The organism is Streptococcus sp. 29892 (assembly GCF_032594935.1).
Taxonomy (GTDB): Bacteria; Bacillota; Bacilli; order Lactobacillales; family Streptococcaceae; genus Streptococcus; species Streptococcus hyiners.
Genome location: NZ_CP118734.1, coordinates 210,314 through 225,561, shown reverse-complemented (window position 1 = coordinate 225,561; position 15,248 = coordinate 210,314). Strand labels below are relative to the sequence as shown.

Sequence of the window (15,248 nt, the reverse complement as noted above, 5' to 3'; positions counted from 1 at the left end):
CATGAAGAAATATATCAGCCTCTATCTATATAACATCAAGGTCTACATGATGGCCCAGATGTCCTTTCGGGTGGACTTCTTCATCGGGCTTTTCTCCTCTTTGATTGAACAAATTGTCTACTTGATTTTCCTCAATATTCTCTTTGGAAATATCAAGGAAATCGCTGGTTTTAACTACGGTCAAATGCTTTTTATCTATGGAATAGCCACCGTCGGACGCTCCATTCACTTGATATTCTTTGACAATCTCTGGATGTTTGGCAGTCGCTACATCCGACAAGGCGAATTTGAACGCCTCCTCCTCATGCCTGTCAACCCTCTTTTTCAGCTTATCTGTGAACGAATTCAACCTCAAGGAATTGGAACCACACTTATCGGCTCTATCGCTCTTGTACAAGCTTCCAGTGAACTAGGCTTAGAGTGGAGCTTGGGAAAACTGATGTTACTAATCTTTGTGGCCATTTGTATCGGTCTACTCTATGCGACCATTCAATTAGGACCAACGGCTCTAGCCTTTTGGATTGTTGAATCTTTCCCTCTGACCATGGGGATTTTCTCCCTCAATCAAATGGCTCAGTATCCCCTCAACATCTATCCAAAAATCATTCAAATTCTGCTGATTTTTGTTTTCCCCTACGCTTTTACCGCCTACTTCCCTGCTCTCTACTTCCTAGACTTGTCCATGTGGGGACTGGCTCTGCCACTGGTGGTAGTGGTCCTATTTTCCATCAATTATAAGCTCTTCCGCTATGGTATGACCAAGTTCACCAGTGTTGGAAATTAAAAAAGCTAGCATTCTCCATCCAGAGAATGCTAGTTTTTTTATATACCTATAAAACAAGTTCCTCAAGCACCTGAAACACACCGGCTTCCAAATGGCTAGGGGCCATGTATTTGGCAACTGCCTTGACCTTGTCTGTCGCATTTTCCATAGCATAGGAAACACCAACATAGGACAACAATTCGATATCATTATCCGAATCCCCAAAGGCCAGGACTTGATCTGGCGTGATTGCTAAATTCGTCAAAACCTGTTCCAAGCCCCATGCCTTATGGATACCCTGCGGTAGAATGTCAACGGAACCATAACCACTGGTTACAGCCACCAACTGACCGTGAAAAGCCTGATTAAACTCTTCCGTTATTTTATCTACCTGCGCTTCAGGAACCCAAAGACCAAGCCGATAAATAGGTCCAAAGGTTGGATAGGCACTGAGGTCATCTAGGTATTTTACCCGACTTTGAAAAGCCGCCATTTGTGCAGGGTCAATCGGTAAACCTGTACCTTCAAAAGGCACACCTGCCCCAACCTGCATATAAATGGCCTTCTCCGTTGACAACATCAGGCAGACCTCTGCCCAACGGCCTTTGAAATAGTCTAAAACTGCTCTGATTTCTTCTTGCTGAATGCTTCGCCGAATGATGGTTTTGCCAGCTTGATAGACATGGGAACCATTATCTGCTACAAAAATCAAGCGTTCTTCAAATCCTTTAAAGAGTTGAAGTAATCTACCTATTCCATTGCCACTAGCGATGACAAATGGAATAGCTCTCTCTTCTAGCTTATCCAAAATCCATGCAAAACGTTCTCTGTCAAAATTTCCCTGACCATCTAAAAAGGTCCCGTCCATATCTGTAGCCACTAATCGAACTGTCATAGGTCACTCCTTACCAATTCAGATTTACAAAATCCTTCATTTCTTGATAGGCTAGATCCACACGCGCCTGGGTATCTGGGTCCAGCTGTCCATAATACTGTCCACCTGCTATCCAATCTTGCAGAATATAGGTCTGATAGGCAAATTGCTCATAGCCTTCTGACGAGTAAGTCCCCTTAGACCAGCGATTGACCCAGGTCGGATGGGCTTGAGCCGTTTGAATACTGGTCTGTCCATTCTCTTTCTGAATAGTAAGATCCATCAAGACACCTCGCTCTGTCCACTGGGCATTTGGGGTATCTTCCATACTTTCTATACGCTGATTGGATAGAAAATTCCCCATAGAATAGATAATCAATTTTCTCTGACCGTCTTTCTCAAGAATTTCTGCCGGCTCGACTACATGGGGATGACCTCCCAAAACAATGTCTGCTCCCCAATCAATCATTTGATGGTAGATACTGGTCTGCTCCTCCGTTGGTTCCAACTGATATTCCACACCCGTCTGAGGCATGACAATAGTAATATCCGCCTCTTTTTCTGCTCGTTCAATCTCTGCTTGCATCTTTTCAAGATTAAAATCTGATAAGTAGCCATCATATTCTTCCTGACTAAGCAAGACTTCCAAGCCGTTGAAGCCATAGGCATAGGCCAAAACAGCTATACGGATACCATTGACCTCTCGGATATAGAGTGGCGCAGCTGACCGATTTCCTTCGGCATAGACACCAACAGTGTCCACACCAGCTTCTCTGAATGTATGGACCGTGGAAACCAGGCCAGACAGATGGGAGTCCAAGATATGATTGTGGGCCAAATCGACCAAATCATAGCCTGCATCACGGATGTTACTAGCCACGATACTGGGAGCATTGAAGAGCGGATAGCCTGCCAACTCCGTATCTGGAGAAATGGTCCCCTCAAAATCTGCTATGGCAAAATCAGCCTGCTCAATCCAAGGCTTAACATAGGTAAAGTTCTCAGAAAAATCATAGCTCCCATCTACTTGCTCCGCCCCACGAAGAATAGGCAAATGATAAAGCAAATCACCGTGGGCCATAATACGAGCGGTCCTTATTCCATCTTCTTGAACTGTTTGACCAGCCCGATCTGCCTCTTCTTGTAACTGACTTACCGAATTATCCTGCCCCATTAGCAATATCCGCTCCAAGACTAGAATAATACCTAACAGCAATATAGCTAGATAAGCAATTCCTACCACTTGCTTCCGTTTTCTTAGAGCTCTTCTATTCTCTAAACGGCTATAGGTTCTAAGATTTGGCATCTTCTCACCTCCTCTTCTTACCCTTATTATACGCTTTTTATCCTCAAAAATCTATAGAAAAAGCGGGATTATCCTCCCACTCCCCTTCTTATTAGTCCATATAGCGCAACTTTCCGCGAAAATCTTCAATCTTCTCATAGCCCTTCTCTGCCATGATAGCCTGCAATTCCTCAGTGATACGCTCAAAGGCAGCTAGCCCTTCCTTTTGAAGAGTTGTACCGATTTGGACCATGCTGGCGCCACAAAGGATATGTTCGAAGGCATCACGTCCCGTCAAAACGCCACCTGTTCCAATAATCTGAATTTCCGGTTTTAAACGCTGATAAAAGGCATGGACATTGGCCAAGGCAGTCGGTTTGATGTATTCACCTCCGATGCCACCAAAACCATTTTTAGGCTTGATGACCACCTGCTCATCTTCAATGTACAAGCCATTCCCAATAGAGTTGACACAATTGACAAACTTGAGTGGGAATTTATTGAAGATAGCTGCAGCCTGATCAAAGTGAACAATATCAAAGTAAGGTGGCAACTTGATACCCAGAGGCTTGGTGAAATAGCTAAATACCTCATGCAAGATGGTTTCTGTCGTTTCGAAATCATAGGCAATCTGCGGCTTACCTGGTACATTTGGACAGGATAAATTTAGCTCAATTAAGCCATTAAAGTCACTGGCTTCCACCCTTCTCAAAATCTCATGCGTTTCATCAGGCGACATGCCTACCAAGGACAAAACAAAGGTTCTATTTGGTTCAGTTTCCTGTAATTCTAGTAGATAATCCAAATAGTAAGCCAAGCCCTGATTTGGCAAGCCCATTGAGTTAATAGAACCAAGTGGCACATTCTGATAACGCGGTTCGGGATTGCCAGCTCGGTAGTCCAAGGTTGCTGTTTTGGTCACAAAGGTCCCCGCCACAGAATCCTTGACCGCAGCCAACTCTTCCTTGGTCATACACCAAACCCCTGCCGCATTCATCAAGCAATTGTCAAACGAAAATCCGCCTAGTCTTGTTGCTATTGAAACCATAAACTACTCCTCAACTTTTTATTTTTCTCATTATAGCATGTAAAACAAACAAGCTTAAAACAAGAACTGTTAACGTTCGTCTTTTAAGCAAAAAAATTAAAAAAAATTTGCATTTACTTCTTTACATTTAAAAATCATAGTGCTATAATAATTGTCAGATAAATTAAATTGTCAGATAATTTAATCTAGACTTTCAGTTTGCTTTTAGTACTAGGCAACGAGCTGCAGACAGTACCGGAGTACGGCAAAGCGAGTTAACGAAGTAATAAAAGAAAAACTGGATGACTATAAATAAAAAAGAAATCAGGTGACCCAATGTCAAACGCAAAAGCTTATATTGCCCAATCATTTGAAGCTGTTAAAGCTCGCAACCCACATGAAACAGAATTCCTCCAAGCGGTAGAAGAACTTTTCTCTACACTTGAGCCTGTTTTTGAAGCACACCCAGAATACATCGAAGAAAACATCTTAGCCCGTATCGTTGAACCTGAGCGTGTGATTAGCTTCCGTGTACCATGGACTGACAAGGACGGTAAGGTACAGGTGAACCGTGGCTACCGTGTACAATACAACTCAGCAGTTGGCCCTTACAAGGGCGGTCTTCGCTTCCACCCAACTGTTAACCAATCTATCTTGAAGTTCCTCGGTTTTGAGCAAATCTTCAAAAACGTCTTGACTGGTCTTCCAATCGGCGGTGGTAAAGGTGGTTCAGACTTCGATCCTAAAGGCAAGACTGATGCTGAAATCATGCGTTTCTGCCAAAGCTTTATGACAGAATTGCAAAAACACATTGGTCCTTCTCTTGACGTTCCTGCCGGTGACATCGGTGTTGGTGGTCGCGAGATTGGTTATATGTACGGTCAATACAAACGCCTTCGCCAGTTTGATGCAGGTGTCTTGACTGGTAAGCCTCTTGGTTTCGGTGGTTCACTCATCCGCCCAGAAGCAACTGGTTACGGCTTGGTTTACTTCACTGACAATATGTTAGCTGCAAACGGCAAATCCTTCAAAGACCAAACTGTCCTTATCTCAGGTTCTGGTAACGTAGCTCAATTTGCAGTACAAAAAGCCACTGAACTTGGTGCAAAAGTTATCTCTGTGTCTGATTCAAATGGTTACATCATTGATGAAACAGGTATCGACTTTGACCTTCTTTGCGACATCAAAAACAACCGTCGTGCTCGTTTGACAGAATATGCTGCTGAAAAAGCAACTGCCACTTACTATGAAGGTTCTGTATGGAACTACGACGGAAAAGCTGATATTGCCCTTCCATGTGCAACTCAAAACGAAATCAACGGTGAGCAAGCTGCTGCCCTAGTGAAAAACGGTGTTTACTGTGTTGCTGAGGGTGCCAATATGCCATCTGACCTTGATGCTATCAAAGTTTACAAGGAAAATGGTGTTCTTTACGGCTTGGCGAAAGCTGCCAACGCTGGTGGTGTCGCTGTATCTGCCCTTGAAATGAGCCAAAACAGCCTTCGTCTGTCATGGACACGTGAAGAAGTTGATGGTCGCCTTAAAGACATCATGGCCAACATCTTCAACACAGCCAAAGAAACAGCTGAAAAATACAACCTTGGTACTGACTACCTTGCAGGTGCCAATATCGCAGCCTTCGAACAAGTTGCTGACGCAATGATTGCTCAAGGATTAGTGTAAGAAAATTTTTAGCTTCCCTTACTATAATGAAAATGACTCTCAAATTGACGTGCCAATTTGGGAGTTTTTTTGAAATGTTATCGATAAGGAAAGGGAACAACTTGAACTTTAATCTATGAAAAACCACAAAAGAGGCTGATGCCCCCTTTGTCAATTTATATACCCTCACCAACTAATTCAGTCCACACTGCATCTTCGTAAGTAAAGGCAAAATTAGTTTCCTTGTCTACCCCATAAATGAGCTTCACAGCCATCCTTGCACCAGCTTGGACTTTCTCCGCAATATCAACATCATAAGTCCGCATGTCTAAATGATAAGGGATATGGGTGGAAGGATCTAACAGACTAAAATAATACTCATCAAAATACAAATCTTCCTCCGAAGTGTTTTCCAATTCAATCTCTACTACATAGGCTGTAGTATATCTCGTATCTACAAGATCTACTTCCCTATCCTTACCCATCGAAGTCACGGTAATCTGTAAACCATCCGGAAAACTTACCCTTTCTCCTACTTGGTGTTCTGTGTAGGCCACAGTATCATCGAAGTAACTGTCAGAACCCCAAGAATCACTTGTATCTGACAAGCTTAGGCTGGTCATCAGAAACAAACAGGTGATCCCCAAGACAAAAGACAAGACCATACCAACGATACTGGTCCAAAATAATGGTTGCTTGAAGAATGGCTTTTTCTTATAATACATCTGCCCATTTTCAACAACAAAATCCTTTACTTCCATCTGAAACTCCTTATTTTGTTAGGCTGGTAGACGGCAGGTCAATACCTGCTTGCCGTAGTGCTTCCTGATAAAATCCAAGGAATTGATGGTAAATGCTGCTTTGTTGACCATTGGCAACAAAGAGATTGACTCGGTAAACAAATTGACCGTTGGCAGTATTTTGCGGTCCCAGCACCGTCACACCTGTAATCTGGTCAAAATTGCTAACCTCTCTCCGATTGACTTCCTCAATCACTCGACCGACCTGCTCCAAGTCGCTATTGAATTTGAGCGGAATATCCACCTGAGCCCGCATATCGCCACGAGATTGGTTGGACACGACTAGGATGTTGCGATTGGGAATAAAATGCAGGGTCCCATCCGCATCCCTTACCTGGGTGGTCCGAATGCCCATGCTCACAATGGTGCCTGAAATAGTAATTGGTCCATTGGTCAGCTTGACTACATCCCCCACGTCAAACTGACGTTCCAAGAGAATAAAGAAACCATTGATTAGATCTGATAAGAACCCTTGCGCACCTAGACCAATCGCCACACCAGCAATCCCAGCACCTGCAAACAGACTAGACACAGGCAGACCCAAGATGGTCAAAATACTGTAAATCAAAATGAAGTAGAGCAGGTAGTTGAGCATACTTTCAACCAAACGGCTGATGGTTTTCTGGCGACCAATGTCCTGAGTGGATACTTTCAGAGATGGTACTAAGACTTTTTTTACAGATGCCTTAGCGAGTTTTTTTATGATATAAAAGGCAAGAAAGAGGAGTACCAACGAAAGGGTTTTATTGACAAAGGCTGTCAAGAGAGCATCCACATTAAACTGAGAAACATATTTCTGGATAAATTCATTCATACGTTCATTATAGCAGAAAAACCTATAAAAACCTAAAAGACAGCCAAATGACTGTCTTTCATTTTATTTCTTCTTGGCAAAATACTGGCGTGTTTCCTTGATGATGACTGGTGAGAGAGCTAGTAGGGCAATCAAGTTTGGCAGAGCCATAAGTCCGTTCACAATATCTGCGATGGTCCAAATCAAGTCCAGCTTGAGGAAACCACCCAGAGCAACCATGGCTACAAAGACCAGACGGTAAGGCAAGATAGACTTGGTGCCAAAGAGGAACTCGATACAGCGTTCCCCATAGTAAGACCAGCCCAGAATGGTCGTATAGGCAAAGAGAACCAGACTGATGGTTAGAGCCAAGGCCCCTGGCTGTCCGAAGACCGAAGCAAAGGCAGCTTGAGTAAGTGGAGCACCTACCAACCCTTCAACAGACCACTGACCTGTCACCAAAATGGTCAAACCTGTCAAGGTACAGATGATAAGCGTATCAATAAAGGTGCCTGTCATGGAAATCAAGCCCTGCTCCACTGGATTATCAGACTTGGCAGCCGCAGCCGCAATTGGAGCTGAGCCCAGACCAGATTCATTTGAAAACACCCCACGCGCAATCCCACGCTGAATGGCCTGTTGCACGGTCGCACCTGTAAAACCACCCACAGCTGCAGCTGGAGTAAAGGCAGATTTGAAAACTAAGGCAAGGGTTGGCAAGAGTTGTTCCCAATGCAGGGCCAAAACAGCCACACTTGCTAAGATATACAAAATCGCCATGAAAGGAACAATTTTTGTCGAAATATCCGAAATCTTCTCAATTCCCCCAAAGATAAAGAAGGCGATGGAAATGGCAGTTACAATGCTGACCAACTGGGGAGCCAGACCAAAGCTAGCAGACATGGATGAGGCAATCGAATTAACCTGAGAGAAGGTCCCCATTCCCAAGAGAGCCACTAAAACACCTGAAATAGCAAAGAAAATTGCCAAAGGCTTCCACTTTTGTCCCATCCCCAAGGTGATATAGTGCATAGGACCGCCTGCCGCTTGACCGTTGGCATCCTTAGTTCTATATTTGATAGCTAAAAAACCTTCCGCATACTTGGTTGCCATCCCGAAGAAGGCCGCCACCCACATCCAGAAAAGGGCACCAGGTCCACCTGTCGTAATGGCAGTCGCCACCCCAACGATATTTCCCGTACCAACCGTTGCCGCAAGGGCCGTACACAGAGCCGCAAAACTGGACACATCTCCCTGACCAGACTGGTCACTGGAGAAAATCAAACGAAAGGCGGTCGGTAACTTGCTGACCTGAAACACTCCCAAACGAAGGGTAAAATAGACACCCGTTCCGACCAATAGTAACAAGAGGGGGGGACCCCAAACAAAATCATTGATGTGCTGCATCAATTCTAACATAGCTTCCTCCTAAGCATAATTCTTAATCCGATAAAGCTGCCGGAAAAAACAAAAGAGGCTGAATTCATCAACCTCCAGAATCAACGCGAAAAACAAAGGAAAATCCCCTGTCTTCAATGCGCTCTGTCCTTTTACCTGAGAGTTTCAGCAGTTCTACTTTTCCAAGTAGAACCACCTTGCCCCTTCGGTGCCTGATGGTCTCTCCAGAGTTCCGTCCTTTGGACAGTCAGTCGCCTTTCTGCCCACTATCAACCGGTTATTCAGTTTTATCTTGCTCTATTCTAGACTATTTTTCGGGAAAAATCAAGAATATTTTTTGAAAAATTATAGGTCTTCCATTCTTATGATGACATCTGCTCGCTCCCAAATCAAAGGATTATGGGTGGCAATCACAATTAGTCTATCTGGACTTTTCAAAGATAACAAAATATCCATAATTTCTTGGGAGCTCTTAGGGTCTAAAGCAGCCGTCGGCTCATCTGCCAAAATCAATGGCGGATTTTTCAGAATGACTTTAGCAAGAGCTACCCGCTGGGCTTCTCCTCCTGAGAGTTCATAGATAGGCTGGGACAGGCCCAGATAAGACAGACCAACTGCATCAAGTGCCACTTCCTGCCTCGATTTCCTTTCGTCTTTGGACAATTTCTGACCAATCAGTCCCAAATCCAGATTTTCTTTGATTGTCTGACTTTCTAACAAACCAAAATTCTGAAAGAGATAGCCTAATTCCTCCCTAAAAAAGAGATGGGGCTTCAACTTTTTCAAATCCTTTCCCTTGTAGAGAATGTCACCTGCATCATAGGACTCCAACTTGGCTAAGATATTCAGCAAGGTCGTTTTGCCGCTACCACTGGCACCTATCAAGGCATAGACCTTTCCAGCCTGCAAGTCTAGCGTTACATCAGAAAACAAGCTGCGCTTCCCAAATTTCTTTTGAATTGATTGGATAGAAAACATACTAGGCTCCTTTCAAAATACGGATATTCCAAGCTCCTTCTTTTCTCACCTGCCACCTCAATAAGTAGAGCGCGTTGAGCAGAAACAAGATAAAACTGATACTACTTATGAATATGTAACCTGTTACTACTACACTCGCTCCCAAGGCTAATAAAAGGGCCAGTAGCTGAACCGTTAGGTATTTCTGATGAATACCCCAAAAATCCATCCCTGCAATTTCCTTGAGCAAAATATCACGTTTAAATTCTTCAAAGTATAGAAGATTCATGGTATTAAACAGGACAATTGATGTCACAATCCCTAAAATGGCACCCATAGAGGTTGAAATGGTCTCTATCCGAATACGATCCAAAAGTTCCGTAAAGAGGGAGGAACTACTTTTCACTTCATTGACAAACTGAAACAGATTTCTTGCCTTCAATTCGCGCAAAAGTTTATCTCTGTTTTTAAATAAAATACTGCTATCTACTTCATTCAACCAAAAGTCAGCAGAATCTTTTCCCAGACTTGACGGTGCCAGCACAACTAAAATGGGGTCTGTCAGGTATTGTACATGTTGACCAGAACGATGATTGTAGATAAACTGCTTCTGCCCATCTTTTAGATAAACAACTTTTCCCTTAATGGTAGCTGAGCGTGCTTGATTAGCAGGGCTAACCATACGATTGATATAATCTTGGTAAAGATGGAGATACCTATCACTTTCAGGGTGCAATTTTTCAGGCAACAGAAGCTCAAATTCTCCTTCTTGTAGAGAGAGCGCTACTTCTCCTTCTGCTAAGTTTACATCCTGTATCTGCAAATAATTTGGACTAACGTAGAGAGTGTTGCCTGCTGGATGGTAGCTGTCAAGGCGTGTCCCATCTTCCAGTTGGGAGCCCATTAAATAGGCATTCAAATTACTTTTGACAAAGAGCGCGCCGTCTTCCTCCAAAGCTTGCTTTAGTAAAGGATACCAATTTTCAGGCGAATTTAGTCCTGAGCGACCATCCGCAGAAATATTCCAAGCTAAACTATAGTAATCCCTTTCATTCTCCCATTGCTGGGCACCTGCTTGGTATTCTTGCCAAACCCCTGAATAATAGACGGTTTGAGCCACACCCAATGACACCACCAGTAGAGCCAGCATTTGTCCCATAACCATAATGGTCAGGATTCCTTGCAGGGGCATCTTCCCTTTTAACAAGGGTAAAAAGTGATAGGTCCGAATGGCTAAGGTAAATGTAGCAGCGAAAAAAAGGACAATCAAACCAAGCAAGAAATGATAGCCCATTAGAGCTGCGACCAGATAGTAGACAGAATAGCCATCTAATCCAACGAGGTAGGCCAGTCCAACTGCTGGAAGAACCGCAAATGGGATAGTTAGAGCTATCTCTTTCGCATTTTCCTGTAGAGATAGTAGAAATAAATGCCAACGTGAATCTCCTGCAATCAAACGGATACCTGCTGTACGCAACTGCCTTACATTGGCAATCACGACCAAAGCCATATAGGTAATGAGAAAGACCAGTATGGCTAAGAATTGACCTCCTTGGGTCAGAAATGCGAGTAAAGTAGCAATAGTCGAAGGTTTCCGAATCTGAACTTCATCAAATCCAAGCGAAACAAGAAGAGAACCAAGCTCCTCTACCGTCGCTTTCCCTTGGAAAATAAAATACTTGGTTAAAAGTGCAGACTCCACTTTTTCTGATGCCTGAAATTCCTCTAGTCCTCTTGGTAGGGGAGTTTGACTAAAATTATCATAAGAAAAGGTACGTCCGCCTGATGTACTTGGCTCAATCACCCGTCTGGCAATGACACTATCCGTCTGTTGAGAATAGTCCTCTAATCGCTGTCTTACATCTGAGTAAGTCACGTCCTCAGATACCGACAAGGTAGTCACAGAAGGATAATAATAAACTAGCATAGTTTCCTTTTGGCTAACCCCCAACCAGATCATAAAGACAGCTAGAATGATAGTCGATACAAGCACAAATTTTCCTTTCATCACAATCACCTGTCTTCCTATTCTCTAAAATGCAAGAAATAGGCTAGGAAAAAATTCCAATGTCTCTGCTCAGGGTTCGCTTTAATATCTCAGCGCACTGGTTGATTAACAGCAAAATAGCCACTTCTTCAACTAAAATATTATCTATGTATAAATCATTATATCAAAATTATATGTTTAAATATACTATTTTGACACAAAAAAGCCTATTCTTGACGAATAGACTTCCTACGTTACTAAATTTATTTAAGTAGTTCCAAAAACAAGCCATATCCTGCTTCTTCCATTTCCTCTCTCGGTATGAAACGAAGGGCTGCTGAGTTGATACAGTAACGTAATCCACCCTTGTCACGCGGTCCGTCATCAAAGACATGACCTAAATGAGCATGACCAGCCCGACTGCGAACTTCAATGCGATTCATACCGTGGGAAAGATCTTGGAAATAAGTCGCAACTTCCTTGCTGATTGGTTTGGTAAAGGAGGGCCAGCCGCAGCCTGAGTCGAATTTGTCCGTCGAGAGAAAGAGGGGCTCACCAGTCGTAATATCGACGTAGATACCAGCCTGGTCGCTATTCCAAAACTCATTTTCGAAGGGTCTTTCCGTCGCAGCTTCTTGAGTGACTTGGTACTGGAGTTTAGTCAAGCTGTCTTTTAAGACTTGCTGGTCTGGCTTTTGGTAGTCTGCAACATCAATCAGAGGGATTTTTGCCTGCCCAAGATCGATATGGCAGTACCCTTGGGGATTTTTCTTGAGATAATCCTGATGGTAGTCTTCGGCGGGGATGTAATGCGCGAGTGGCTCCACCTCAACGGCTAGTGGGCGTCCGCCAAAGAGCTGGGACTGCTCCGTCATGACCTGCTCGATGGTCGGCAAATCAGCCTCATCTGTGTAATAGATACCAGTCCGATACTGGCGACCCTTGTCAGGCCCCTGCTGATTGACAGAAAAGGGATCAATGACGCGGAAATAGTAAAGGAGAATTTCCCGCAAATTGATACGAGCCTCGTCATAGGCTAGATAGAGCGTCTCTGCGTGGTCTGTTTGTTTGAGGAGTTGATAATTGGTCGTCTCCACCTGTCCATTGGCATAGCCAACGCTGGTGTCTAGAATGCCATCAATCTGGGAAAAGTAGCCTTCCAGCCCCCAGAAACAACCGCCTGCTAGGTAGATTTCTTTCATGTGAGTTTCCTTTCGATGCAGAAAAAGGCTGAGTTTCCTCAACCTACCTGATTAACCAATCTCTGCCAAGATTGCTTTGATTTGGTCTTTGGTGTGAACACCAGCAACTTGTTTCACAACCTGTCCATCTTTTTTGAACAAAAGGGTTGGGATTGACATAATACCGAATTGACGGGCTGTGTTTGGGTTTTCATCCACATCCATCTTGTAGATGCGCAACTCATCTTCGTCCACTTCGCCTGCTAATTGTTCCAAGATTGGTGCTTGCATGCGGCATGGACCACACCAAGGTGCCCAAAAGTCAACAAGGACTACGCCTTCTTGTGTTTCAACTTCAAAGTTTGCATCTGTAATAACTTGAACCATGATTTTCTCCATTTCTGATTTTGGTACTATCATTCTACACCAAAAAAAAAAAGAAAGCGAATTTTTGCTACGGAAGAGAAATGAGATAGATATGCTTAAACTCTTTGTTGGCAATTTTCTGTCAATCACGATCAGTATACTTTTCAGTCATTGTTTATTTCTCCAACTAGTTTTTTCACTTCAGAAGAATACCCTCCCCCGGAGTATTCAATTTTTCCTGTATTTGAATCCTTTTCTAATTCGAACACCACTCTTAACTTTCTATCTGAATTCAAAAAAACATTAAAACTTATCCCTCCCATCGGACTATGAATGATAGAAGAATCATCGATTTCATATGTTTTTATCAGCCCTTCCTCTGAAAGAGCTTCATTATCTAGATATTTAAGTTGTTCTTCTACGATCTCCCTCACTTCCTCACTCTTCACAACCTCTACCATCTGATCGTGCTCAATTTTTTGCATCAGCTTAATCCCTCCTATTCCAAGTGCTATAGCAGCAATAACGCCAACTAGTATTTTGACAACTGTTTTCATTTCAGACCTCCTTTATGAAATCCTATCAAATAAGAGCACCTCTTACCTCATAGTATAGCATAAATGCGATGCTTACATATAAAGACGCGCAAACCTAAAAAAAGATCGTTTTCAACCCAGTCATTCCACACATCTGCAGGTTTTGACAACACTTCATTTGGTCCAGTCGAGCCTCGAAATAGTACCGTTACTTCCAACACTTGGTCTTTGGGCAGGTTTGGATCTTTCACGACAGCATAAACCTGTTCACCATTGCCATTCTCATTGTCGAAGTCGAGGGTGACTGTGCCTATAGATTGACCATTTGGCGTTTTTGCTACCCTTCCCTCTATTAATTTTTTATACTGAGTCATTCCAATTTGAAGTTGGGGATCATTGACAAAATTACTACTCATGTTGTCCCTCCTTAAACAACTCAGATAATTCAGCCGTATAGACATAACCCGTTGACTCTAATTGACCTTTATCGTTCTCTACGATTCCACATTGAAATTCAAGTTCTTTTTCACCATTAATAAATAGAGTTACTTCCATTCCTCCCATGGGATTGTAGTATAGACTGTCTGTATCAATTGTATAAGAAGTAACAATTCCTTTATCAGTAAATGCTTCGGGGTCCTCAAAAAGAATCATTTCTTTGTATACTGCCTTCGCTTCCTCACTAGTAGCAATAGCGACCATCTCCTCATGTTCCTTGTGTTGCATATATCCAATTCCTCCAATTCCAAGTGCTATGGCGATAATAACACCAACTAGTATTTTGACAACTTTTTTCATCCTAGACCTCCTTTATGAAATCCTATCAAGTAAGACGCTTTCTTACCTCATAGTATAGCATAAATGCGATGCCTATATATAAAGACGCGCAAACCTAAAAAAAGATCGTTTTCAACCCAGTCATTCCACACATCTGCAGGTTTTGTCAACACTTCATTTGGTCCAGTCGAGCCTCGAAAGAGAACCGTAACTTCCGTAACCTGGTCTTCGGGCAGGTTTGGATCTTTCACAACAGCATAAACCTGTTCACCATTGCCATTCTCATTGTCAAAGTCGAGGGTGACATAACCAATACTTCGATCGTATTGATCTTGGACTTCATTACCTTTAACCATACTAGAGTTATATTCAGTCATAGCGGTTTGGAGACTGAGATCATCTATATATTTTTTAACCATTTTTCTTTATTCCATTTCTAGTAGATGATTAAATTTAGCTGAAATAATATAATACGCCGAACTATATGTCCCATCTCCGTTATCAATCAAATTAAAACTAATATATGCTTCTCTATCGTCATTTATAAATACGTCAACCATAAGTCCTCCCATTGGATTATATTCTAAACTAGCCTCATCAATTTTATAAGTTCGAATGACCCCTTGATTAGTAAAGGCAACTGACTCCTCTCTTCTAATTTTATCTTCATAAACCTTCCTCGCCTCCTCGCTAGTAGCGATAGCGACCATTTTCTCATGTTCCTTGTGTTGCATATATCCAATTCCTCCTATTCCAATCACGATTACTAACAAAATGCCGATAATAACTTTCATTACTTTTTTCATCTTAGACCTCCTTTATGAAATCCTATCAAGCAAGAG

Annotated in this window: 17 protein-coding genes and 1 riboswitch; of the genes, 2 read left to right on the top strand and 15 right to left on the bottom strand. The window is 42.7% G+C overall.

Features of this window, described 5'->3' with window-relative positions; genetic code table 11:
- Nucleotide 1: 1 nt before the first annotated feature.
- Nucleotides 2–784, top strand: a complete 783-nt coding sequence (locus PW220_RS01285) for an ABC transporter permease (protein WP_248055360.1) — start codon at nt 2–4, stop codon at nt 782–784.
- A 46-nt stretch (nt 785–830) separates the two neighbouring features.
- Here the strand turns inward: PW220_RS01285 and PW220_RS01280 are convergent, their stop codons facing one another.
- The 3 genes from PW220_RS01280 to PW220_RS01270 form a co-directional block, all read right to left on the bottom strand.
- A complete protein-coding gene (locus PW220_RS01280; RefSeq protein ID WP_248055359.1) occupies nt 831–1,658 on the bottom strand; it encodes a Cof-type HAD-IIB family hydrolase in 828 nt (275 codons plus the stop codon).
- A gap of 10 nt (nt 1,659–1,668) precedes the next feature.
- The gene (locus PW220_RS01275) at nt 1,669–2,943 is read right to left on the bottom strand and encodes a CapA family protein (RefSeq protein WP_248055358.1); all 1,275 of its coding nucleotides are present in this window, start codon (nt 2,941–2,943) and stop codon (nt 1,669–1,671) included.
- 91 nt (nt 2,944–3,034) lie between these two features.
- Nucleotides 3,035–3,970: a dihydroorotate oxidase gene (locus tag PW220_RS01270; protein ID WP_105117664.1), complete on the bottom strand. Its 936-nt coding sequence runs from the start codon at nt 3,968–3,970 to the stop codon at nt 3,035–3,037.
- A gap of 315 nt (nt 3,971–4,285) precedes the next feature.
- Here PW220_RS01270 and gdhA point away from each other — a divergent pair, with 315 nt between their 5' ends.
- Nucleotides 4,286–5,632 carry an NADP-specific glutamate dehydrogenase gene (gene gdhA, locus PW220_RS01265; protein WP_248055357.1) on the top strand — a complete coding sequence of 449 codons (1,347 nt, stop codon included), beginning with the start codon at nt 4,286–4,288 and terminating at the stop codon, nt 5,630–5,632.
- A 155-nt stretch (nt 5,633–5,787) separates the two neighbouring features.
- Here the strand turns inward: gdhA and PW220_RS01260 are convergent, their stop codons facing one another.
- The 12 genes from PW220_RS01260 to PW220_RS01205 all read right to left on the bottom strand — a co-directional run bounded on the left by PW220_RS01260 (nt 5,788) and on the right by PW220_RS01205 (nt 15,212).
- Nucleotides 5,788–6,372 (bottom strand): DUF4352 domain-containing protein, encoded by a 585-nt coding sequence (locus PW220_RS01260; protein ID WP_248055356.1) that lies wholly within the window; start codon nt 6,370–6,372, stop codon nt 5,788–5,790.
- 10 nt (nt 6,373–6,382) lie between these two features.
- Complete coding sequence (locus PW220_RS01255; protein WP_248055345.1) at nt 6,383–7,225, bottom strand: mechanosensitive ion channel family protein; 843 nt, start codon at nt 7,223–7,225, stop codon at nt 6,383–6,385.
- Between the two features lie 63 nt (nt 7,226–7,288).
- Entirely contained in the window at nt 7,289–8,623 is a 1,335-nt protein-coding gene (locus PW220_RS01250) for an alanine/glycine:cation symporter family protein (protein WP_248055343.1), read from the bottom strand.
- 113 nt (nt 8,624–8,736) lie between these two features.
- Nucleotides 8,737–8,840: riboswitch (glycine riboswitch) on the bottom strand.
- 107 nt (nt 8,841–8,947) lie between these two features.
- Complete coding sequence (locus PW220_RS01245; RefSeq protein ID WP_248055340.1) at nt 8,948–9,580, bottom strand: ABC transporter ATP-binding protein; 633 nt, start codon at nt 9,578–9,580, stop codon at nt 8,948–8,950.
- 1 nt (nt 9,581) lies between these two features.
- Entirely contained in the window at nt 9,582–11,567 is a 1,986-nt protein-coding gene (locus tag PW220_RS01240) for a DUF1430 domain-containing protein (RefSeq protein ID WP_248055337.1), read from the bottom strand.
- 242 nt (nt 11,568–11,809) lie between these two features.
- Nucleotides 11,810–12,748 carry a peptide-methionine (R)-S-oxide reductase MsrB gene (gene msrB, locus PW220_RS01235; protein ID WP_248055335.1) on the bottom strand — a complete coding sequence of 313 codons (939 nt, stop codon included), beginning with the start codon at nt 12,746–12,748 and terminating at the stop codon, nt 11,810–11,812.
- 51 nt (nt 12,749–12,799) lie between these two features.
- Entirely contained in the window at nt 12,800–13,114 is a 315-nt protein-coding gene (gene trxA / locus PW220_RS01230) for a thioredoxin (RefSeq protein ID WP_002941035.1), read from the bottom strand.
- Nucleotides 13,115–13,257: 143 nt separating this feature from the next.
- On the bottom strand, nt 13,258–13,650 hold the full coding sequence (locus PW220_RS01225; protein ID WP_248055332.1) for a DUF1310 family protein: 393 nt from the start codon (nt 13,648–13,650) through the stop codon (nt 13,258–13,260).
- A 47-nt stretch (nt 13,651–13,697) separates the two neighbouring features.
- Nucleotides 13,698–14,045 carry a hypothetical protein gene (locus tag PW220_RS01220; RefSeq protein WP_248055329.1) on the bottom strand — a complete coding sequence of 116 codons (348 nt, stop codon included), beginning with the start codon at nt 14,043–14,045 and terminating at the stop codon, nt 13,698–13,700.
- Nucleotides 14,038–14,427, bottom strand: coding sequence for a DUF1310 family protein (locus PW220_RS01215; RefSeq protein WP_105113562.1), 390 nt, complete (start codon nt 14,425–14,427; stop codon nt 14,038–14,040). Before PW220_RS01215 ends, PW220_RS01220 begins: the two co-directional genes overlap by 8 nt.
- A 47-nt stretch (nt 14,428–14,474) precedes the next feature.
- Nucleotides 14,475–14,762, bottom strand: a complete 288-nt coding sequence (locus PW220_RS01210) for a hypothetical protein (RefSeq protein ID WP_238595317.1) — start codon at nt 14,760–14,762, stop codon at nt 14,475–14,477.
- A gap of 69 nt (nt 14,763–14,831) precedes the next feature.
- Entirely contained in the window at nt 14,832–15,212 is a 381-nt protein-coding gene (locus tag PW220_RS01205) for a DUF1310 family protein (RefSeq protein ID WP_002935927.1), read from the bottom strand.
- Nucleotides 15,213–15,248 lie beyond the last annotated feature (36 nt).